Source organism: Kitasatospora sp. NPDC098652, assembly GCF_044760155.1.
In the GTDB taxonomy this organism is placed as follows: Bacteria; Actinomycetota; Actinomycetes; order Streptomycetales; family Streptomycetaceae; genus Kitasatospora.
On the sequence record NZ_JBIWAQ010000012.1, the window covers coordinates 90,547 to 109,672 of the forward strand.

Annotated in this window: 25 protein-coding genes; 12 read left to right on the forward strand and 13 right to left on the reverse strand. The window is 73.8% G+C overall.

Annotation, left to right across the window (positions count from 1 at the left end; genetic code table 11):
- Window positions 1–60: 60 nt before the first annotated feature.
- The 4 genes from ACIQWA_RS24790 to ACIQWA_RS24805 all read right to left on the reverse strand — a co-directional run bounded on the left by ACIQWA_RS24790 (window position 61) and on the right by ACIQWA_RS24805 (window position 4,677).
- Complete coding sequence (locus ACIQWA_RS24790; protein WP_402485865.1) at window positions 61–1,323, reverse strand: low temperature requirement protein A; 1,263 nt, start codon at window positions 1,321–1,323, stop codon at window positions 61–63.
- Between the two features lie 82 nt (window positions 1,324–1,405).
- The gene (locus ACIQWA_RS24795) at window positions 1,406–2,185 is read right to left on the reverse strand and encodes an HAD-IIA family hydrolase (RefSeq protein WP_360240728.1); all 780 of its coding nucleotides are present in this window, start codon (window positions 2,183–2,185) and stop codon (window positions 1,406–1,408) included.
- 255 nt (window positions 2,186–2,440) lie between these two features.
- Window positions 2,441–4,024, reverse strand: a complete 1,584-nt coding sequence (locus ACIQWA_RS24800; protein ID WP_402485868.1) for a carboxylesterase/lipase family protein — start codon at window positions 4,022–4,024, stop codon at window positions 2,441–2,443.
- A gap of 38 nt (window positions 4,025–4,062) precedes the next feature.
- Entirely contained in the window at window positions 4,063–4,677 is a 615-nt protein-coding gene (locus ACIQWA_RS24805) for a TetR/AcrR family transcriptional regulator (RefSeq protein WP_402485871.1), read from the reverse strand.
- Window positions 4,678–4,737: 60 nt separating this feature from the next.
- Here ACIQWA_RS24805 and ACIQWA_RS24810 point away from each other — a divergent pair, with 60 nt between their 5' ends.
- Window positions 4,738–5,523, forward strand: coding sequence for a DUF998 domain-containing protein (locus tag ACIQWA_RS24810; RefSeq protein ID WP_402485874.1), 786 nt, complete (start codon window positions 4,738–4,740; stop codon window positions 5,521–5,523).
- 13 nt (window positions 5,524–5,536) lie between these two features.
- Window positions 5,537–6,613 carry a Gfo/Idh/MocA family oxidoreductase gene (locus ACIQWA_RS24815; RefSeq protein WP_402485877.1) on the forward strand — a complete coding sequence of 359 codons (1,077 nt, stop codon included), beginning with the start codon at window positions 5,537–5,539 and terminating at the stop codon, window positions 6,611–6,613.
- Between the two features lie 116 nt (window positions 6,614–6,729).
- Here the strand turns inward: ACIQWA_RS24815 and ACIQWA_RS24820 are convergent, their stop codons facing one another.
- Window positions 6,730–7,152 carry a type II toxin-antitoxin system VapC family toxin gene (locus ACIQWA_RS24820; protein ID WP_360240710.1) on the reverse strand — a complete coding sequence of 141 codons (423 nt, stop codon included), beginning with the start codon at window positions 7,150–7,152 and terminating at the stop codon, window positions 6,730–6,732.
- Entirely contained in the window at window positions 7,145–7,429 is a 285-nt protein-coding gene (locus ACIQWA_RS24825) for a type II toxin-antitoxin system Phd/YefM family antitoxin (RefSeq protein ID WP_402485880.1), read from the reverse strand. The genes ACIQWA_RS24820 and ACIQWA_RS24825 overlap by 8 nt, the downstream gene beginning before the upstream one ends.
- Before the next feature lie 218 nt (window positions 7,430–7,647).
- On the opposite strand from ACIQWA_RS24825, the gene ACIQWA_RS24830 reads away from it, so the two are divergent.
- The 3 genes from ACIQWA_RS24830 (at window position 7,648) to ACIQWA_RS24840 (ending at window position 9,364) form a co-directional block, all read left to right on the forward strand.
- Window positions 7,648–8,175 (forward strand): hypothetical protein, encoded by a 528-nt coding sequence (locus ACIQWA_RS24830; protein ID WP_402485883.1) that lies wholly within the window; start codon window positions 7,648–7,650, stop codon window positions 8,173–8,175.
- A gap of 91 nt (window positions 8,176–8,266) precedes the next feature.
- On the forward strand, window positions 8,267–8,560 hold the full coding sequence (locus tag ACIQWA_RS24835) for a DUF6412 domain-containing protein (protein ID WP_402485886.1): 294 nt from the start codon (window positions 8,267–8,269) through the stop codon (window positions 8,558–8,560).
- A 111-nt stretch (window positions 8,561–8,671) separates the two neighbouring features.
- Entirely contained in the window at window positions 8,672–9,364 is a 693-nt protein-coding gene (locus ACIQWA_RS24840) for a YidC/Oxa1 family membrane protein insertase (protein ID WP_402485888.1), read from the forward strand.
- Between the two features lie 76 nt (window positions 9,365–9,440).
- On the opposite strand, the gene ACIQWA_RS24845 is transcribed toward ACIQWA_RS24840, so the two are convergent.
- Window positions 9,441–10,130 (reverse strand): HAD family hydrolase, encoded by a 690-nt coding sequence (locus ACIQWA_RS24845; protein ID WP_402485891.1) that lies wholly within the window; start codon window positions 10,128–10,130, stop codon window positions 9,441–9,443.
- A gap of 29 nt (window positions 10,131–10,159) precedes the next feature.
- The gene (locus tag ACIQWA_RS24850; RefSeq protein ID WP_402485893.1) at window positions 10,160–10,786 is read right to left on the reverse strand and encodes an NUDIX hydrolase; all 627 of its coding nucleotides are present in this window, start codon (window positions 10,784–10,786) and stop codon (window positions 10,160–10,162) included.
- A 299-nt stretch (window positions 10,787–11,085) separates the two neighbouring features.
- Between ACIQWA_RS24850 and ACIQWA_RS24855 the strand changes: the two genes are divergently transcribed.
- The 3 genes from ACIQWA_RS24855 to ACIQWA_RS24865 all read left to right on the forward strand — a co-directional run bounded on the left by ACIQWA_RS24855 (window position 11,086) and on the right by ACIQWA_RS24865 (window position 12,985).
- On the forward strand, window positions 11,086–11,853 hold the full coding sequence (locus ACIQWA_RS24855) for a CDP-alcohol phosphatidyltransferase family protein (protein ID WP_402485895.1): 768 nt from the start codon (window positions 11,086–11,088) through the stop codon (window positions 11,851–11,853).
- Between the two features lie 144 nt (window positions 11,854–11,997).
- On the forward strand, window positions 11,998–12,555 hold the full coding sequence (locus ACIQWA_RS24860) for a hypothetical protein (protein WP_402485898.1): 558 nt from the start codon (window positions 11,998–12,000) through the stop codon (window positions 12,553–12,555).
- A gap of 97 nt (window positions 12,556–12,652) precedes the next feature.
- Window positions 12,653–12,985 carry a DUF6210 family protein gene (locus ACIQWA_RS24865; protein ID WP_402485901.1) on the forward strand — a complete coding sequence of 111 codons (333 nt, stop codon included), beginning with the start codon at window positions 12,653–12,655 and terminating at the stop codon, window positions 12,983–12,985.
- 55 nt (window positions 12,986–13,040) lie between these two features.
- On the opposite strand, the gene ACIQWA_RS24870 is transcribed toward ACIQWA_RS24865, so the two are convergent.
- Window positions 13,041–13,412, reverse strand: coding sequence for an ArsR/SmtB family transcription factor (locus ACIQWA_RS24870; protein WP_402485904.1), 372 nt, complete (start codon window positions 13,410–13,412; stop codon window positions 13,041–13,043).
- Window positions 13,413–13,523: 111 nt separating this feature from the next.
- Between ACIQWA_RS24870 and ACIQWA_RS24875 the strand changes: the two genes are divergently transcribed.
- On the forward strand, window positions 13,524–14,513 hold the full coding sequence (locus ACIQWA_RS24875; protein WP_402485907.1) for a zinc-binding alcohol dehydrogenase family protein: 990 nt from the start codon (window positions 13,524–13,526) through the stop codon (window positions 14,511–14,513).
- 22 nt (window positions 14,514–14,535) lie between these two features.
- Here ACIQWA_RS24875 and ACIQWA_RS24880 read toward each other — a convergent pair whose 3' ends face one another.
- A complete protein-coding gene (locus ACIQWA_RS24880) occupies window positions 14,536–15,333 on the reverse strand; it encodes an MBL fold metallo-hydrolase (protein WP_402485910.1) in 798 nt (265 codons plus the stop codon).
- Between the two features lie 113 nt (window positions 15,334–15,446).
- On the opposite strand from ACIQWA_RS24880, the gene ACIQWA_RS24885 reads away from it, so the two are divergent.
- A complete protein-coding gene (locus ACIQWA_RS24885; RefSeq protein WP_360240851.1) occupies window positions 15,447–15,761 on the forward strand; it encodes a hypothetical protein in 315 nt (104 codons plus the stop codon).
- 29 nt (window positions 15,762–15,790) lie between these two features.
- The gene (locus ACIQWA_RS24890; RefSeq protein WP_402485914.1) at window positions 15,791–16,627 is read left to right on the forward strand and encodes an NmrA family NAD(P)-binding protein; all 837 of its coding nucleotides are present in this window, start codon (window positions 15,791–15,793) and stop codon (window positions 16,625–16,627) included.
- A gap of 62 nt (window positions 16,628–16,689) precedes the next feature.
- Here ACIQWA_RS24890 and ACIQWA_RS24895 read toward each other — a convergent pair whose 3' ends face one another.
- The 3 genes from ACIQWA_RS24895 to ACIQWA_RS24905 form a co-directional block, all read right to left on the reverse strand.
- The gene (locus ACIQWA_RS24895) at window positions 16,690–17,244 is read right to left on the reverse strand and encodes a GNAT family N-acetyltransferase (protein ID WP_402485917.1); all 555 of its coding nucleotides are present in this window, start codon (window positions 17,242–17,244) and stop codon (window positions 16,690–16,692) included.
- 101 nt (window positions 17,245–17,345) lie between these two features.
- Window positions 17,346–17,558 (reverse strand): DUF4287 domain-containing protein, encoded by a 213-nt coding sequence (locus tag ACIQWA_RS24900; protein ID WP_402485920.1) that lies wholly within the window; start codon window positions 17,556–17,558, stop codon window positions 17,346–17,348.
- Between the two features lie 82 nt (window positions 17,559–17,640).
- Window positions 17,641–18,324, reverse strand: coding sequence for a DUF998 domain-containing protein (locus ACIQWA_RS24905; protein WP_402485923.1), 684 nt, complete (start codon window positions 18,322–18,324; stop codon window positions 17,641–17,643).
- Window positions 18,325–18,471: 147 nt separating this feature from the next.
- On the opposite strand from ACIQWA_RS24905, the gene ACIQWA_RS24910 reads away from it, so the two are divergent.
- Window positions 18,472–19,095, forward strand: a complete 624-nt coding sequence (locus tag ACIQWA_RS24910) for a TetR/AcrR family transcriptional regulator (protein WP_402485926.1) — start codon at window positions 18,472–18,474, stop codon at window positions 19,093–19,095.
- Window positions 19,096–19,126 lie beyond the last annotated feature (31 nt).

Sequence of the window (19,126 nt, forward strand, 5' to 3'; positions counted from 1 at the left end):
CGCGGCTGCTGCGCCGCCCGCCCTCTTACACCCCGAACGCTACACAGCCCCACCGACAACTCACTCCACGGGCGCCGGGGCCGCAGCCGTCGCAGTCGCCGACGCCGGAGCCGAATCCGCCGGAGCCGCGGCCGGAGCCGGAGCCGGGGCCGCAGCACCGGACCTGGCCGCCCGCACCACCCGCACGTGCTCCACCCCGTTGAGCGCCACCAGCAGCACGGCCAGCACCACCAGCACCACCAGGGCCGGCAGCCGCACCATCGCGGGCAGCAGCCCCAGCGCCACCGCCGCCGCGACGATCCGGGTGGTCGAGACCAGCCGGAACATCATCCAGCGGGTGTACCCGAAGGTCAGCAGGTACAGCCCGCAGCCGCCGTAGAGCAGCCCCACCGGTCCGGCGCCGAGCGCCTGCCACGGGTCCGCGACCGTCTCCGCGAAGCCGACCGCGACCCCGATCACCCCGGCCGCCAGCGCCAGGTGCCCGTACTGGAAGACCCGCCGGATCACGTCCCGCCGGGAGTCGGCGACCACCACGGCGTGCCGCATCGCGTCCGCCGCGAACACGAAGTACTGCCACCACAGCCCGGCCGAGATGGTGAACGCCGCTGCCACGGCGACCAGTTCGGCCGCGTCCAGCCGGGCCGCGGCGGCCGAGCCGCCGATCCCGACGACCGACTCGCCGAGCGCCACCAGCAGGAACAGCGCGAACCGCTCCGGCATGTGCGACGGGTGGTAGGCCACCTTGGCGAGCCGCCGCCGGAACACCAGCGGCGCGGCCAGGTCGCAGAGCGCGGCCGCCGCCCACAGCACCAGCCGCGGCCCGTCCGGCAGCAGTCCGCCGACCACCAGCAGCGGTCCGCTGACCAGCACGCCCGCCCCGTACGGGCCGCGCCACACCCCCCGGGCGCGCACCAGCAGGAGCAGCAGCACCACCCGGGCCAGCCAGTACCCGGCGCCGAGCAGCACGCCCCGGCCGCCGTACGCGCCGGGGACGGCGAGCGCCATGAACAGGCCGGCCAGTCCGACCAGCAGGATGCCCAGGCGGTCGCGCGGGTTGTCCACGTCACGGATGTTGGCCTGCACGGTGGTGCCGACCCAGCACCAGTACACCGGCACGAACACCACCAGGGCCCGGACCAGGCCGGTCAGGTCGTGCTGGTGGTGCAGCAGTCCGGAGACCTGGGTGATCGCGAAGACGAAGACCAGGTCGAAGTACAGCTCCGCCCAGGTGACCCGCTTCTCCGGCTCCTCCCCCGCCGCCGCCTCCCCGGCCGCTTCCCCCGCCGCGCCTTCGCCCGTCGCCGCTTCCCCCGCCGTGCTCATCCGCCCGGTCCTCCCCACGCGTACGGAACGAGCCCCGCCCCGGCGCTCGGCCGGGACGGGGCTCGCGACTGCACCGCAGAGGTTAGACCAGCTCGACCAGGTCCGCGATCGACTTGACCACCCGGGTCGGCCGGTACGGGAAGCGCTCCACGTCGGTGGCGGAGGTCAGGCCGGTGAGCACCAGGATGGTCTCCATGCCGGCCTCCATGCCCGCGACGATGTCGGTGTCCATCCGGTCGCCGATCATCACGGCGGTCTCCGAGTGGGCGCCGGCGGTGTTGAGCGCCTCGCGCATCATCAGCGGGTTGGGCTTGCCGACGAAGTACGGGTCCACGCCGGTGGCCTTGGTGATCAGGGCCGCGACCGAACCGGTGGCCGGCAGCACGCCCTCGGTGGAGGGGCCGGTCTCGTCCGGGTTGGTGCAGATGAACCGGGCACCCGCGTTGATCAGGCGGATCGCCTTGGTGAGCGCCTCGAAGGAGTAGGTCCGGGTCTCGCCGAGCACGACGTAGTCCGGGTTGTTGTCGGTCAGCACGTACCCGGCCTGGTACAGCGCCGTGGTGAGGCCGGCCTCGCCGATCACGTACGCGGTGCCGTTCGGGCGCTGGCTCTTGAGGAACTTGGCGGTGGCCAGGGCCGAGGTCCAGATGCACTCCTCCGGCACCTCCAGGCCCATCCCGGCCAGCCGGGCGCTGAGGTCGCGCGGGGTGTAGATGGAGTTGTTGGTGAGGACGAGGAAGGGCTTGCCGGACTCCCGCAGCCGGCGGAGGAACTCCTCCGCCCCGGGGATCGGCGTGCCCTCGTGGATGAGGACACCGTCCATGTCGGTCAGCCAGGACTCGATGGGCTTGCGGTCTGCCACGTAGGTGTCTCCCTCGGTCTTGCAACGGTTCTGAACGATCTCGCACATCGCTCCGGACCGGACACCCTCGGCCGGCCGGGCGCCACTGGCTGCCCCAACGCCGACCAGCGTAGCCGCGCCCACCGGCAACGGCCCAGCACACCTCCCGGCACCCGGCACCCGGCGCTCGGCACCCGGCACCCGGCACGTGCGGACCGCCCCTACCGCCGGCCCCCCGACGGCAGCCCACTCGAAGCCGCACGAACCCCCGAAGGATCAGGCCGCCGTCCCATCGCCTCGATCCTCCTCCGGATCCGATCCGTTGAGGCCGCCCTCGTCGTCCCAGAAGCCGCAGTCGTGCTCGGCCCCGAGGTCGACCGGCCGGACGGCGTCGGGGCGCAGGGACATCACGTCGTCGCCGCGGAACCGGGCCCACGGGCGGCCTGTGGTCGCAAAGGCGGTCCAGGCGTGGATCATCCGGTCGGAGAGCCGCTGCTGGGCCGGTGTCAGCTGGGCCGGCCAGCCGGCGACGTCGAACAGGTACGGCAGCTCGGAGCCGTGGTACGCGCCGGGCGGCAGGCCGGGGGCGAAGCCGGGCTGCCCCGGGGCGTCGCGGTCGGCGAACTCGTAGGCGTACACCTCGGTGTGCCGGGCGAGCAGGCGGTCGCCGGTGAGCGTCGGGCAGGACCAGATGCGGTCCGTGGCGAGTGCCGCCCAGGCGAGCGCGGGGGAAGGGTAGGCGTCGGCCGGGTACTCGTCGGCGACCTGGCCGGCCTGGTCACCGAAGGTGTCGGCGAGCAGGTGGTCGTACCGCTCCGCGGTGATCGGTTCGACGTAGCGGTTCTGCGCGGCGACCCAGCCCCGGTGCTCGTCGCGGTTGCCACCGGTGAGCACCGGCACCCGCTGGAACCGGCCCTCCCGCAGGGCGGCCGCCGGTTCGAGCGGGAGCAGCGAGGTGCCGTACGCGGGCCGGGTGAAGGTGGTGCCGTGCCGGTACAGGGCGGCCGTCGGCTGCTGCCGGAGGCAGTCCAGCGTGTGGCAGCCGACCGTGGCGGCGAGGGTCTGGCCGGCCGCCTCGACCGACGTGCGGTCGGCCCAGGGCGAACCGGCGGCCATGCCGGGGAAGAACAGGTTCCGCGGGTAGTCGATCAGGCAGGATCCGCTCTGGATCACGGCCTTGTCGAACAGTCCGGCGGCTGCGGGCGAGGTCAGCTGGGAGCACACGCTCATGCCGCCCGCGGACTGTCCGGCCAGCGTCACGTTGCGCGGGTCGCCGCCGAACGCGGCGATGTTCCGGCGCACCCAGCGCAGCGCGGCCTGCTGGTCGGCGAGCCCGAAGTCGCCCGAGTCCGCCAGGCCCGGGTAGCCGAAGGTGCCGAAGACGCCCAACCGGTAGTTGACCGTGACCACGACCGCGTCGCCGCTCACCGCCATCCGGTGCGGGTCGTAGTCGCTGCCGGCGCCCGAGGTGAAGCCGCCTCCGTGCAGCCAGACGATCACCGGGCGGTGGTCGGCCCGGGCCGGCGCGGTCACGTTGAGGTAGAGGCAGTCCTCACTGCCGTCGGGCTGGTCGGGCCGGCCCTGCGGGCAGCGGTTGCCGGGTGCGGTGGCCGACCGGATCCCGGACCACGGCGCGACGGGCTGCGGATCGCGCCAGCGCAGCGCGCCGACCGGCGGTGCGGCGTACGGGATGCCCTGGTAGGTGCGGTAGCCGTCGTGCGTGCTGCCGAGCACCGTGCCGGCGTCGGTGGCAGCCACCGCGCCGGTGTCGGCGGTGTCGGCGGCGGCGGCCGGTGCGGTCGGCAGGGCGGCGAGTGCCGCCAGCAGCGCAGCGGCCAGCAGCCTCGGGACGCGTGTCATCACAAGCTCCCCCCGTCGGGATTGTTGATACGTGTGTATCACACAGCGGGGAAGGTGCGGAACAGTTCGTCGAGATGGTGGGTCAGGATCGCCAGCGCGGCCTCGCCGTCCCGCTGGCCGCCGAGCACGCTGGAGCCGAGCCCGTTGGCCATGGCCAGCAGCCCGGCGGCGGTCAGCTCCGGGTCACGCCCGGCCGGGACCTCGCCGAGCTGCTGGGCGGCCCGGATCTGCTTGGCCAGGAAGGATTCGAGCATGTCGGGGTACGTGGTGCCGTGCTGCTCGGCCAGCCGCGGCTCGCTCAGGACCAGCGTGTAGTACGCGGCGTAGGTGCGGGTGATCCGGCGGCTCTCGGCGTCCGTGGGCAGGATGCAGGACAGGATCGCGGTGACGATGCCGCGCGGGGTGGGCGGGCTGCCGGCCGCCGCGATCCACTTCTGCATCCGCACCTGGAGCTGCGCGCCCAGCCGGGCGAGCGCGTCCATCAGCAGCTCGTCCTTGGTGTGGAAGTAGTACTGCACCAGGCGCAGCGACACCCCTGCCTCGGCGGCCACGACCCGCATGCTGGCCGCCTGCAGGCCCTGGGTGTCGGCGATCCGCAACAGCGCCTCGGCGATCTGAGTACGCCGCTGCTCGTGGTCGACGCGGGTGGACACTTCTCGACTACCTCCGAAATCTGATACAACCGTATCACCGTGAACCAGAGGGGGCGCCCGGTGACCAGGACGAGGAACGCGCTGATCTGGGGTGGCATCGCCGCCCAGCTGTTGTTCACCGTCTCATGGCTCGTCGGCGGGCTGGTCGAGGGCCGGGGCTACCGGGTGTCCGCGGACACCATCAGCGACCTGGGCGCGCTCACGGCGAGCCACCCCGGCTGGAAGCTGGCGGCGCAGGGCATCGCCGGACTGCTGACCATCGCGTTCGCGCTCTTCGCGCTGCGCCCGGCACTCGCCGTCCCCGGCGGCCCCCGCCCGGTCGCGGCCTGGCTGGTGGCCGCCTCCCCGGTGGGGCTCGACAACGTCGCGGACGTCCTCTTCCGACTGGACTGCCGGGCCGCCGACCCCTGGTGCGCGCACCGCCTCACCGGCGACTCCTGGCACGCGAGCGCGCACGTCGGGCTGGCCCTGGCCGGCTTCGTACTGCTGGTGATCACCCCGGCCGTGCTGGCCGCGCAGTTCCGGGCCCACCCGGCTTGGCGGGGCAGCGCGAACGCGGCGCTGGCCTACAGCCCGGTGATGTTCCTCGGCGTGCTGGTCTACGTCGGCCTGCACGGGCGCGACGGCGCCGGCTACGCCGAGCGCGCGCTCGCCCTGGCCGCCTCGACCGGAGTCGTCCTGCTGGCACTGCGGGCGAGCAGGCTCACGGGCCAGGAGCTGGACAGGCTGGACAGGGGCGCCCCCCGGACGGGAAAGCCCCCGTACACGACGGCCCTGGCGGACGCGACGGCCCCGAGCGGGGAACGAGAGGCGCCGGGAAACCGGGAGCAAAGGGGCGCCTCGTGATTGAGTGGGCCGCATGAACCCGCTGACCGCCCCCCGCCCCCTCCGCGTCGGCCTGATCGGCTACGGCCTGGCCGGCTCCGCCTTCCACGCCCCGCTCATCGCCACCACGCCCGGGCTGCGGCTGGACGCCGTGGTCACCGCCAACCCGGAGCGCCGCGAGCAGCTGCGGCGCGAGCACCCGGAGGCCCGCGCCGTCGACACCCCCGAGCAGCTGCTCGCCGACCCGGACGCGCTGGACCTGGTGGTCGTCGCCTCGCCCAACCGCACCCACGCCCCACTGGCCCGCGCCGCCCTGCGGGCCGGCCTGGCCACCGTGGTGGACAAGCCGCTGGCCGGCACCGCCGCCGAGGCGCTGGAGCTGTGCCGGCTGGCCGAGGAGCGGGGCGTCCTGCTGTCGGTGTTCCAGAACCGGCGCTGGGACGGCGACTTCCTCACCGCGAGCCGGCTGGTGCGCGGCGGCGCGCTCGGCCGGGTGCACCGCTTCGAGTCCCGGTTCGAGCGGTTCCGCCCCAAGCCCAAGGCGGGCTGGCGCGAGCTCGCCGACCCGGCCGAGGTCGGCGGCACCCTGTACGACCTGGGCAGTCACCTGGTCGACCAGGCGCTCACCCTGTTCGGGCCGGTCGAGACGGTGTACGCGGAGATCGACGTGCGGCGGGACGGCGCGGTGGTGGACGACGACGCCTTCGTCGCCCTGACCCATGCCTCCGGCACCCGCTCGCACCTGTGGACCAGCGCCATCACCCCGCTGACCGGTCCCCGGCTGCGGGTGCTCGGTGACACCGCCGGGTACGTCAAGCACGGCATGGACCCGCAGGAGGCCGAACTTCGGTCGGGCCGCCGCCCGGACGGCACCCACCCGTGGGGCACCGACCTGCCCGAGCACTACGGCACCCTGGGCAGCGACGGGTCCACGATCCCGCTGCCCACCGACCCGGGCGACTACCCCGCCTTCTACGCCGGCATCGCCGCCGCCCTGGCCACCCCCGGCACCCCGCCCCCGGTCGACCCCCGCGACGCGGTGGCCACCCTCACCGTCCTGGAGGCCGCCCGCACCTCGGCGGCGACCGGCCGGACGGTCCGGCTGAGCTGACGGCCCGGCCGGCCCCGCTTGACCTTTCGCCGGGGTCGTCGCGGCCGCGGTGGCGGCGATGAAGGCCGCGACCGTGCCGGCGGACGAGGTGGAGCGCAGCGGGGCCGACGCCGCCCTCACACCCCGATGACCTCCACGGCCGAGCCCAGCCCCCGGAAGTCCGCCACGTTGCGGGTGTACAGCGGCAGCCCGTGGGCGGAGGCGACGGCGGCGATCATCAGGTCGATCCGGCGCGGGCGCGGCTGCCGTCCGGCGGCGATGGTCAGGGTGACGAGGGTGCCGTAGCGGGCGGCGGCGGCCGCGTCGAAGGGCAGCGGGTCGAAGTCGGCCATCGCCGCGCCGAGCACCTCCAGCCGGGCCGCCCGGCTGATCGGGTCGCGGGCCATCGAGACGCCCTGCTGGAGTTCGGCGAACGTGATCGCGGTCAGCTCCGGCACGGCGGGCAGGTCGCCGGGGTTGAGCAGCGCCAGGTCGATGTACACACAGGTGTCCAGCACCCCGGCGGGCCGCCGCCGGGACGCCCTCCGGCGCTCAGCCACGCGGCCGCTCGAACGGGTCGTCGCCCTCGTCCCCGACGAGCTCCTCGGGCCCGAAGTACTCCTCGGCCTCCTTGCGCATCTCCTGGTAGTCCACCCGCGGCAACTTCACGTGCCGCGCCACCAGCTCCTCCGCCGTGAGCCGCCGCCGCCCGGACACCGGCCGCAGCTCCGCGACCTCGACCCCGTTCCTGGTGATGTGGAAGGTCTCCCCCGCCTCCACCGCGTCCATCACCGCGGCGGAGTTGTTCCGGAACTCCCGCTGGGTAATCGTCCTCATGCCCTCCAAGGTAGCCCCGCGTAGCACCAACGGCTACACCCCTCGCGTTCCTGGATTCACGCCCCGCCGCCCCGGCCGATCGACTACGTTCGAACGCCGGAGTGGCGACGGTCCTCCCGGAACGTCCGGCTCGATGACGCCGAGGGTGGTCCCGGCGGTGGCGCCGGATCCCGAGGGGGACGCCAGGGTGCGCGGGGCGGGGCTGTGAGGCAGGAACAGTGAGGGGACGGCGATGGCGGACCCTGCTGCTGGGGGTCGTGCTGCCACTGGTGCTCACCGCGGGCGCGGTGGGAGGCCTGTACTGGTTGCGGGAGTGGGATCGACATCCGGCGGCGGACAGTGGGCGGCCCGGGTCGTGGGTGACGGTGGGCTCCGCGGAGGTCGCGGCGTTCGCGCGGGTGCGGGTGCCCGGGTCGGCGGGCGAGCTGCGGTGGGCGTACCGGAAGGGGCTCCAGGACGACGTGGCGTTCCTCTTCCGGCTGCCGCCGGGCGAGGAGCAGGGGTTCCTGAACGGACTGGGGATCCCGCTGACGCCGGACGCCGGCACGGACCTCGGGAGCGGTGTGCTGGAGGGGTTCCGTCAGGCGGGGGCGCCGGACCCGAGGGCGGCAGGGGCGTTGCGCCACGGTTCCGTCGTCGCCGACGCGCTGCCCGGCCGCGACAAGCGCCTCGCCGAGTCGGCGTGGCTGGCGGAGGAGGCGGACGGGGGGACGCGGGTGTGGGTGCACGCGGTGGACGCTCCGTGAGAAATTCCCCTTTACACCGGGAACCCGGGGGGCCGTAGGATCGTCGTGCTGAACGTCCGGAGCCGGGAAGACATCGAGAGGGGGCCCTGCCGTGGGTGTTGTCGCGATGTTGCTGGGCCTGCTCCGGGTGTTGACCGGGCAGTTGGTGACCGAGGGCGGCGGGCTTGCGTCCGTCGCCGCCGTGGCGGCGATGGTCCTGGTGGCCGGGGCGGTCGCGGGGGCCCTCGCCGGGGCGCGGTTGCTGGGGGCACGGGCCCCGGCCGCGGTGCGCAGCGGGGTGCTGCGGCGCCGCGCGTTCCATACGGCGTTCCTTCCGCAGCGTGATCCGGACGCCCGGGGCAGGCGACGCCCCAGGGCGCCGGGAGCGGCCCCGGCGGCCGCGTAGTCCCGCAGTTCTCCCGTACGGTGCCCGCGCTTTCGCGGCTGCCCGTACCTCCTTCGCGGCCGTCCTCCGCCGATCACTCATGTCCTGAGACCCCGGAGGGCTCGCTTCACCATGTCCGTTCTGTCTGTTCTCGACCCGGCCGTCACCGTCGCCCACGCCGTGGTCGCCACGCTCGCCCACGCCCTGCCGGCCGCGCTGGCGATCGTCCTGTTCGTGCTCGCCGTGCGGCTCTGCCTGCACCCGCTGGCGCGGGCGGCGGCGCGTGGGGAGAAGGCCCGCTCGAAGCTGGCGCCGAAGATCGCCGCGTTGAACGCGAAGCACAAGAAGAACCCGGAGAAGGCGCGCGAGGCGCTCGCGGAGCTGTACCGGAAGGAGCAGGTCTCGCCGTTCGCGGGCTGCCTGCCGATGCTGGTGCAGATCCCGTTCTTCTCGGTGATGTACCGGCTCTTCACCACCCCGAACGACCTGCTGGACCACACCCTGTTCGGGGTGCCGCTGGGCCTGCACGTCGGGAACGCGCACGGCGCCGGGCAGTTCGCGGTGTTCGGCCTGCTGTACGCCGGGCTGGCGGCGGTCGGGTACGTCAACTACCGCCGGGCCCGGCGCGCGGCGGCCGCGCAGACCACCCCGCAGCCGGGGGCGGGGCTGCTGCCGTACCTGTCCTTCGTGTCGGTGGTGTTCGCGATGCTGGTGCCGGTGGCCGCCGCGCTCTACCTGCTCACCACCAGCGTGTGGTCGGCCTCCGAGCGGGCCTGGCTGTACCGGGGCACCGGCCAGGTCCCGGCGACGGCGCTCGCGGTCTGACCGGGAGGACATCCGCAGGGCCGGCCGGGCCGGCTGTACGGTCCCGCGGCTCGGCCCCGCGGCTCGGCCCCGCGGCTCAGAAGTGGCGCAGCAGCTCCGGGAAGGCCGCGAGCTGCAGCGTCGCCCCGTCCGGGCCGAGGTCCTCGTGCTCCAGCACCCAGGTGTGCTCGTGCGGGATGAAGACGGTGCGCAGACCGGCCCGGCGGGCGGGGGCGATGTCGGACTTGGGCGAGTTGCCGATCATCCAGGTGCGGTCCGGGTCGAGGCCGAGTTCGGCGGTGAGCTGCCGGTAGGTGTCGACGGACTTCTCGGCCACGATGTGGATCCCGCCGAAGTGGTGATCGATGGTGGAGGCCGTCACCTTGGCCTGCTGCTCCTCCTGGTCGCCCTTGGTGAGCAGGAGCAGCCGGTGGCGGCCGGCCAGGGCGGCGAGGGTGTCGGCGACGCCCGCGATCAGTTCGACCTCGCCGCGCCGGGTGAGCGGGGTGAGCAGCTCGTCGATCCGGGCGAGCTCGGCCGCAGTGGGGGTGCGGTCGTCGTTCAGCTGCCGCAGGCAGTCGGCGAGGCTCTGCCGGAAGACGGTGGCGCCGTAGCCGAGGGCGGCCGCGTTGGCGGCCTCGATCCGGTCGAGCAGGGCGCGGGCGCCGTCGCGGCCTTCCGGGGCGGCGGCCCAGTCCAGGAAGCCGTCGATGACCCGCTCGAAGAGGACGTTGTTCTCCCAGAGGGTGTCGTCGGCGTCGAAGATGAGGATCTGGTCGGTGTGCATGAGGGGTCCTTGGGTCGGGGTGGTCCGGTTCAGCCGAGCAGGCGGGCGGCGCGGTCGAGGGTCTCGCGGAAGTTCTCCTCGGTGGTCCGCTGCCGGGCCTCCTCGATGCTCAGCCACTCCAGCGGGGAGGCCGGGTTCTCCGGGCGGGCGTCGTCCGGGCTGTCGGTGGCGAGCAGGAAGCGCAGGTCGGCGTGCTCGTGGGCGGGCTCGACGGGCGAGGCCGGGACGGGCACCACGGCGAGGTGGACGAGGGCGGCGTCGGGCCAGGGAGTGAGGTCGGTCAGGCCGGTCTCCTCCAGGCCCTCGCGCAGGGCGATGTCCAGCGGGAAGGTCTCCCCCGGGTCGCCGTGGCCGCCGACCTGCAGCCAGGCCTGCTGGCGGACGTGCCAGCGCAGCAGCACCCGGCGGGTGGGCGGGTGAACGATCAGCGCGGAGGCGGTGAAGTGCAGTGGGGTGCCGCGGTCCCAAACGGAGGCGGCGCCTGTGGCGTCTGCGGCCTCTGCGGCCTCTGCGGCCTCTGCGGCTTCGACCAGGGCGGTCGCCCTGGCGTGGTCGGCGGTCTCGACCGGGCCCTGCGGCCGGTGGCCGGCCAGGAGCCGGGCCAGGTCGGGGCGGTGCGGGGCGGGGCTCTGCGGGGCGGTGTCCGTGGTCACCATGGTGCTGGACTCTCCTCGTTCCGCCCCGGGGCGCCTCCGCCCCGCCCCGCGCCGGAGCGTCGCGCCCCGGACCGCCGCACGCCGGGCGGCGTCGCGCGGCACGGCGTCAACGGGCTTGCGGGGATGGGCGATCGGGCCCTGGGGCTCCGGTTCCGGTGAACCCGGGAAGCCTAGCCCGGGGGCGCTCGGGCGGCCCACCGGTTTTCCCGGGCGCCGGGGGCCGTACCGGCTGGTCAGGCGCCCCCTCCGGAGGCCGTAGCCTGTGGTGATCGTTTCGGGACAGGTGGAGGGATGTCGTCATGGTGGCTGCTCCGGCGCTCGCCGAGCTGCGCGAGGTGTGCCAGCCGCAGGCCAAGCTGCAGAGCCGCAACGGTGAGCACTGGGCGGGCCGGCTCTACATGCGGGCGGTCTCGCTGCGGACCACCCGTCAGCTGGTCCGCACCTCGGTCTCGCCGAACACCCTGACCTGGGTGATGGTGGTGTGCGGGGTCGGCGGCGGCGCGGCCCTGCTGATCCCGGGCCTGACCGGCGCGGTGCTCGCGGCGGTGCTGTTCCAGCTGTTCCTGCTGTTCGACTGCGTGGACGGCGAAGTGGCGCGCTGGAAGCGCCAGTTCAGCATGGCCGGGGTGTACGTGGACCGGCTGGGCGCCTACCTCGCGGACGCCGCACTGATGATCGGCGCGGGCGTACGGGCGGCGCGCGGCGGCTCGGAGCTGTGGGTGTCGGCGGGCCTGGCAGCCGCGCTGGGCGTGGTCCTGCTCAAGGCCTCGACGGACCTGGTGGACGTGGCCCGGGCGCGCAGCGGGCAGGCGCCGGCGGACGAGGAGTCCACCCAGCCGCGTTCCCAGGGCATCGCGACGGCCCGCCGGCTCGCCTCGATCTTCAAGATCCACCGGGTGACCAACGGCATCGAGGCCTCGCTGGTGCTGCTGGCGGCCGCCGCCGTGGACGCCGGACTGCACAACCTGGACGCCACCCGGTGGACGCTCGCCGGGATCACGGTGATCACCTGGGGGATGGTGGTGGCGCACCTGGCGTCGATCCTGTCGTCGTCGCGGCTGCGCTGAGGCCACCTTCCCGGCGGCTGCGGCGGGGCTGGGACGAGGCTGCGGTAGGGCTGAGACGCCCCTCCCCCGGCCGGGGGAGGGGTCCGGCGCAAGCCCGCCGCCGGGCGGACGCGGCGTCACCGGCCCGCACCGGAGGGTGGAGCCATGACGACGCCGCAGCCGACCACGGCCATCACCCGCTCCCCCGCCGCTGAGGCCGTGCCCGCCCCGCCGCGCTGGGCCGTCCGGGCCGCCCACCTGGCCGCAGTGACCGCACTGCCCGCCGGGCTGTGGCGGCTCGGCCTGGTCCTGGGCCTGCACGGCGGCTACACCGACGCGGGCTATCACGCCGTGGGCTTCACCGGCTGGGACGCCGTCTGGCCGCTCACCCTGAGCGTGCTCACCGAGGCGCTGGCCCTGCTCACCCTGGGCCTGGTCCGGCCGTGGGGCACGGTGCCGCCGCGCTGGATCCCGTTCGTCGGCGGGCGGCCGGTGAACCCACGTCAGGTCGTCCTGGCGGCCTCGCTGGGCGCGGCCGGGCTGACGGTGCTCTGGACGCCGTTCCTCTTCTGGTGGACGGTGTCGCACCCGAACATGACCCCACTGGGGCACCTGCTGGTCGGCTTCCTCTACCTGCCCGCGGTCGCCTGGGGCCCACTGCTGGCGGCGGTCACGGTCTCGTACCACCGCCGGCACCGCGCGGCCGCGCCGCGTAATCCCTGATACTCCAGCGAGAGTCCTCGTTGCGCAGGAAGTCGGCCGGGCCGACTTCCTGCGCAACGGGCGGAGATCAGCGGCGGGCGCCGACTACGGCTGCAGGGTGACCGAGTACGGCGGAACGGCTTGTCGGCAGGGGCAGGTCGAAGGCTTTCTGGTGCCGTTGTTCGGCCCTGATGAGCTGGACGCGTTGCGCGAGCTGTTCGAGGAGCACTTCCGTGGTGCCGGCACCTGGAACTACGGGTGGCCGGATGCCGAGCGGGACAGGCTCCAGGGGATCATCGGCGCCCTCCGCTACTGGGCATGCGATGGGACTGTCGAGGAGCCGCACGCTCTGCGCCTGGACGAGAGCCGGATCCGTGAGGCCGACGAGGCGTGGGTACCGGTGATCACGCCGGACGGCCCGGCAACGCTGGTGTGGTTCAACTCCGACTGAACTCCGGGATGGTCGCCCTGATGCTGCGGCGCCGCAGGAGGTGGCGGATCCCGACCTAGCCGTGCCAGGCCGGTTCGGCGGCGGGCTCCGCTCCGTGCTCGTTGCGCGCGAGCGCGGCCAGGACGGTGTCGAGCAGGCCGGGGAAGCGCCGTTCGAGGTCGACGGTCCGCAGCGCGGAGAACCGGCGGTTGCCCTCCTCGCGCTGGTTGATCACGCCGGATTCGCGCAGCACCTTGAAGTGGTGGCTGAGCGTGGAGGGCGCGACGTCCACCGGGAAGGTGCCGCAGGCCCGTTCGGGCTCGGCGCGCAGAATCCGGACGATGGTCATCCGGGTGGGGTCGGAGAGCGCGTGCAGGACGTCGTAGAGGTCAATCTCCTCGACCGCGGGGTGGGCGAGCGCCGGTCGGCGGCGGGTGCTGCGGGGCATCTTCCTACCTCCTCTGATCTGCGATGTTCGACAAACGACGAAACTGGGTGGTACCACTGTGTCCACGGCAATTTCGCCGTTCGTCGAACATCGTAGTCGAGGGGGACCGACATGCGCGCACTGGTGATGACCGCACCCGGTGGAGCCGAGAACTCCGAGATCCAGCAGATCGAGGCACCGCGACCCGGCCCCGGCCAGGTCGCGATCGACGTGGCCTGGGCCGGACTGAACTTCGTGGACGTGATGACCCGCCGCGGGGACGGCGGCTACACCGCCGAGTGGCCGCACCTGCCGGGCAAGGAGGTCGCCGGTACGGTCCGCGCGCTCGGTGAGGGCGTCACCGGACTCGCCGTCGGCGACCGGGTCGCGGCCGCGCCCGTCGGCGGCGGACTCGCCGAGGTGGTGCTCGCCGACGCCGTCCTCACCGTCCCCGTCCCGGACGGGCTGGCGCTCAGCGCGGCCGCCGCCGCCCCGCTCGGCCTCGCCACCGCCGTCCTGTTGCTCACCGACGCGGGCCGGCTCACCGCCGGGGACAACGTCCTGGTCCACTCGGCCGGCGGCGGCATCGGCAGCGCCGTCGCCCAGCTCGTCCCGCTGCTCGGCGGCGGGGGCGTCCTGATCGGCACCGTCGGCCGCCCGGCGAAGGCCGCGGCCGCCGTCGAACTCGGCTACCACCACGCCTTCGCCCGCGACGAGAAGCTCGCCGACGCCGTCCGCGCCGCCACCGACGGCCGGGGCGTCGACCTCGTGCTCGACCCGCTCGGCACCGCCGCCCTGGACCTCGACCTCGCCGTCACCGCGCCCGGCGGCCGGATCGTCCTGTTCGGCAACGCGGGCGGCGGCGAACTCGACGCGCTGCCCCCGCTCGGCCGGCTGATGGGCGGCAACCTCTCCGTCACCGGGTTCAGCCACCGCGGCTACGCCGTCACCGCACCCGAGCGTCTCGCCCGGGCCATCCGGACCACCCTCGACCTCCAGGCGCACCGCGGACTCACCGTGCCGCTCACCGAGCTCCCGGGCCTGGAGGCCGTACCGGCCGCCCACGACGCGATGCAGGAGGGGCGGGCCACCGGCAAGTACGTGGTGCGGGTGGGCGGTTGACACTTCGCGACGGCCAGCCCCGTCAGACCGTGAGGACCGCTCCCGGGTCGGCGTGCCCGACCGGGCCGGCGAACCGGGACGCGGCGCGGGCCACCGCCTCCGCCGGGGTCAGCGCCCGGCCCACGTGGGTGACCACCAGCCGACCGGCCCGGGCCGCCGCGGCGGTGGCGCCGGCCTGCTCGGCGGTGTGGTGCGCGGGATCGTCGCCCTCAGCCTCGCACAGCAACAGGTCGCAGTCGGCGGCCAGTTCGGTGAGTGCGGCGCAGGGCGCGGTGTCGCCGGAGTAGACCAGCGAGCGGCCGCCGGCCTCCGCCCGGAGCGCGAAGGCCGGCATGCCGTGTTCCACCGCCCGGCTGGTCAGCGTCAGTGGCAGCGCGCCGGAGCCCACCGCGACCCGGTGCCCGTCGGACAACTCGGTGACGGCGAAGGCGGATTCGACCGGGCTGCGGCGCGCCGAGTTGGTCAGGAAGTCCGCCAGCCGGTCGGCGATGCCGGGCGGGCCGTAGAGCGGGATCGGCGCGGTGAGCCGCACGTCCGCGTACAACGCGCCGTAGTAGGCGGTGAGCAGGTCGGCGCAGTGGTCGGCATGCAGGTGCGAGATCCAGATCGCGTCCAGCCCGTCCAGCCGGACGTACCGCTGCAACGGACCGAGGGTCCCGGTGCCCGCGTCCACCCACACCCGGGCTCCCCCGGCAGTCACCAGGTAGCCGGAACACGGGTTGTCCGCGCTCGGATAGGGGGTGGCGCTCCCCAGGACGGTGAGTCGCAGGGCGCCGTCCGGGCCGGGGCCGGGGCCGGGAGCTGATGAGGATTCGACCATCGGCCGAGCCTAAAGCTTGTTGCGGAAGGTTTAGCCCCGCCCGGAAGGTCGGCCGGTCCGACGGTGCGATGATCGGTCCGCATGTGCGTCCAGGTCGAGGAGTGGTGTCGGAGATGTTCGCCGGGGGAACCGCGCGGCTGCTGGTCAGGAACGACGGTGATACGCCGCTGGAACTGACCGTGGAGCCGTGGGCCGACGCCTACCAGCTCGGGCCGGGGCAGACCCGGGTCGTCATCACCCACTCCCCCGCAGCGGACGGTTCGTGGCCCGGGACCGTGCGCGGTGATCAGCCCTTCCAGGTCGACCACCGCCGGGATTCGGTCACGGTGTGGGCCTTCGGCCACTGCTTCCACCTCGGCGACACGGCGGACCAGGAGCTCGACGCGGCCGACTGGCAGTGCCCCGCCCGGGCCGCGCGAGGGGAATAGGCCGGTCCGGCTGCGCAGTTGGGCCCGGCATGACCAAGGTTCTGGTGATCGGCGCGAACGGCAGTGTGGGCAGGCACGTGGTGGCCTCGCTGGTCGAAGGCGGGCACGAGGTACGGGCGTTGGTGCGGGACGCGGCCGCGTCCTCGCTGCCGGCCGGGGTGGCGGCCTTCGAAGGGGATCTCGCGGCGCCGGAGAGCCTGACGGCCGCGCTGGACGGCGGGGTGGACGGCGTCTACCTGATGTGGCCCGGGATCCCGGTGCAGCCACGGGTGGTCGAGCTGATCGCCGAGCACGCCGAGCGCGTCGTCTACCTCTCGACGGACGTGCCGGACCTCGCGGACGACGAACCGGCCGTGGTCTTCCACCAGGAGATCGAGCGGCTGATTCGCCGCTCCGGCACGGCCTGGGCCTTCGTCCGGGCGATCGACTTCGCGGGCAACGTGCTCGGCTGGGCCGACCAGGTCCGCACGGGCATGGTCCGCTGGCCGTACGGGCGGGCGCGCCGCTCGCTGGTCCACGAGCGCGACATCGCGGACGTGGCCGTCCGGGCGCTCACCGAGGACGGGCACGACGGCGGCAAGTACGTGGTCACCGGGCCCGAGTCGCTCGCCCACGCCGAGCTGGTGCGGATCATCGGCGAGGAGCTGGGCACCGAGGTCCGCTGGGAAGAACTGGCGCCGGAGACGGCCCGCGAGCAGCTGACGGCGGCCTGGGGCAACGCGGCCTTCGTGGAGTCCCGGCTGCGGGCCTGGGAGTCGTTCACCCGCGAGCCGGAACGGGTGACGGACACGGTCGAGCAGGTGCTCGGCCGCCCGGCCCGCAGCTTCCGCTCCTGGGTCCGGGACCACGCGGAGGACTTCCGCTGACGGGCGGCGGGCGGCAGGCGGCGAGCGCCGGGCGCCAGACGGCAGGCGGCAGGCGGCGGGGCTCAGCCCCGCTCGACCGCGAACTCGATCTCCCGGTGCGTCTCGTCGCCCGGCACCGGCACGGATACGCCGGAGCGCCGGAAGCCGGCCCGCAGGTACATCGCCTCGGCACGGGCGTTGGCCTCGTGGACGAACAGCCGGACCCGCTGGACCTTGGGCTCGGTGAGCGCCCAGGAGCGCTCCTGGGCGGCCCGGATCAGCTCGTGCGCCAGGCCGGTGCCGCGTGCCTCGGGGCGGACGTAGACCCCGACGACGTGGGTCTGCGGCACGGTGACGACGTCGCCGCCGAGAGCGCCGTTCCCGCCGGGCTGCTCGAGCAGCACGGTCATGGTGCCGAGCCAGCGGCCGTCCGCGGCCTCCGCGACGAGCTGGTGCACCGCGTCGCCCTCGGCGGCTCCGGCGGTGCGCTCCTGCCAGAACTCGTCCGGCTTGGCAGCGGCGCTCTCGTAGGTGTCCAGGAGGGCGATGCCCGCGACCGGGTCCTGCAACGCGGCGAGCCGGATCTCCTTGACCCGCTCCCACTCCTCGACCCGTACCCGTCTGATCACTGTGCTCATCACATGATCGTCAGCGCTACGGGAGCCCCCGCGCAACCCACTTCCTCCTTCGCGCAACCCACTTCCTGCGGCGGCAGCGCCCTGAGCCGGGTGGCGGCCGGTCAGCCGGCCTTGTGCTCGGCGAGGGTGCGGGCGACGAGCGCGTTGGCGTGGCCGTGGCCGAGGCCGTGCTCGCTCTTGAGCCAGGCGACGAGTTCCATGTGCTTGGTGAGCGGCGAGCTGCGGATCAGGCCCTGCCACTCCTCGACCGGGCGGCCGTACTTCTTCTCGATCGCCGGAAAGTAGCTGGCGGGGCCCTTGACGGGAGTGGTCATCGCGCGGGTGTCCTGTTCTCTACTCGGCCGGTGTGCGGCTGTTCTGAGGTGACGTGAGGAAGTCGACGTTACGGAGCCGACGTTAGCGCTCGGCACTGACAACGGCCCCGACCCGCAGGATCGCCGCCGCGAGGGCGAGGAGGCCGAGGCCGGCACCGAGGGTGAAGGCGAGGACGGTGGCGCCGGAGCCCGCGAAGCCGGCCAGCACGCCGACCGGGACGATGCGGTAGGCGACGGCCCAGCCGCGCTCCCCGCGCGCGGCGAAGTGCCGGGCCAAGGCGAGGAAGGCGAGGCAGAGCGCCAGGTAGCCGAGGGTGCCGCTGAGCAGGTGGACGGTGCCGTGGCCGCTCAGTTCACCGCGGCCGTCCGGCGTTCCGGCCGGGAAGCCCGCGCCGGGGTCGGCCTTGAAGACGCCGGCCAGGAGGAAAGAGGCGCCGAAGGCGGCGACCAGCCTGGGGGCCCAGGTGCCGCCGGGGGTACCGCCGATGGTGCGGCGGAGGCCGACCGCGCCGGCGGCCAGCAGCACTCCGGTGAGCAGGAAGCTCGCGACCTGGATCCAGCCGAGGTCGCCGAGGCCGAGCTGGCTGATGGCGTTGCGGGAGAAGTCGAAGCCCTGACGGGTGAGGCCCTGGGCCACTCCGAGGCCGAGGAACAGCGGGCCGGCCAGGGCGCCGCCGGCCAGCAGGACGCGCCGACCGGTGAACGTGGTGGCAGACGTGGAAGCGGTGGAAGCGGCGGAAGCGGTGTCGATCGCCTGCTGAGCCATGGAAATCCCCCCAAGGACGTGAGGCCGCCAGAACTGGACTGTCCAGTACTGCGGAACTGGACGGTACGGTACTGGAGGAGGAACTGGACTGTCCAGTACTGTTTCGCCCAGGACGAGGAACCGAGAAGCAGGAGAAGGGAGACGGGAATGGAAGCGAACGAGCCCGGCAACCGGTCGGCCCGCAAACACCAGGCGATCATGGAAGCCGCGACCACGGTCTTCATGGCGAAGGGCTACGCGGGCACCAGCATGGACGACATCGCCAAGCTCGCGGCCGTGTCCAAGCAGACGGTGTACAAGCACTTCGCCGACAAGGAGAAGCTGTTCGCCGAGATCGTGCTCGCCACGACCGACCGGATCGAGGCGATGATCGACCTCGTGTCCGACATCCCGGCCGACCCGGCCGCACTGGAGGAGAACCTGGGCGCCCTCGCCCGGCAGTTCCTCACCACCCTGACCCGGCCGCAGGTGCTCCAGCTGCGCCGGCTGATCATCGCCAACGCCGACAACTTCCCGGAACTGGGCGCCACTTGGTACGAGCAGGGCTTCGAGCGGGTGCTCGCCACCCTCGCCGAGACCTTCCGGCGACTGGCCGACCAGGGCGCGCTCAAGGTGGACGACGCACTGCTCGCGGCCAACCACTTCTCGGGGCTGCTGCTCTGGATCCCGGTGAACAAGGCGATGTTCCACGGGAGCCCGCAGCACACGGACGCCGAGCTGGAGCGCTACGCCGAAGCCGGCGTACGGGCCTTCCTCGCCGCCTACCGCTGATCTCCCGGGGTTGGCGGCGCACGCAAGGAGG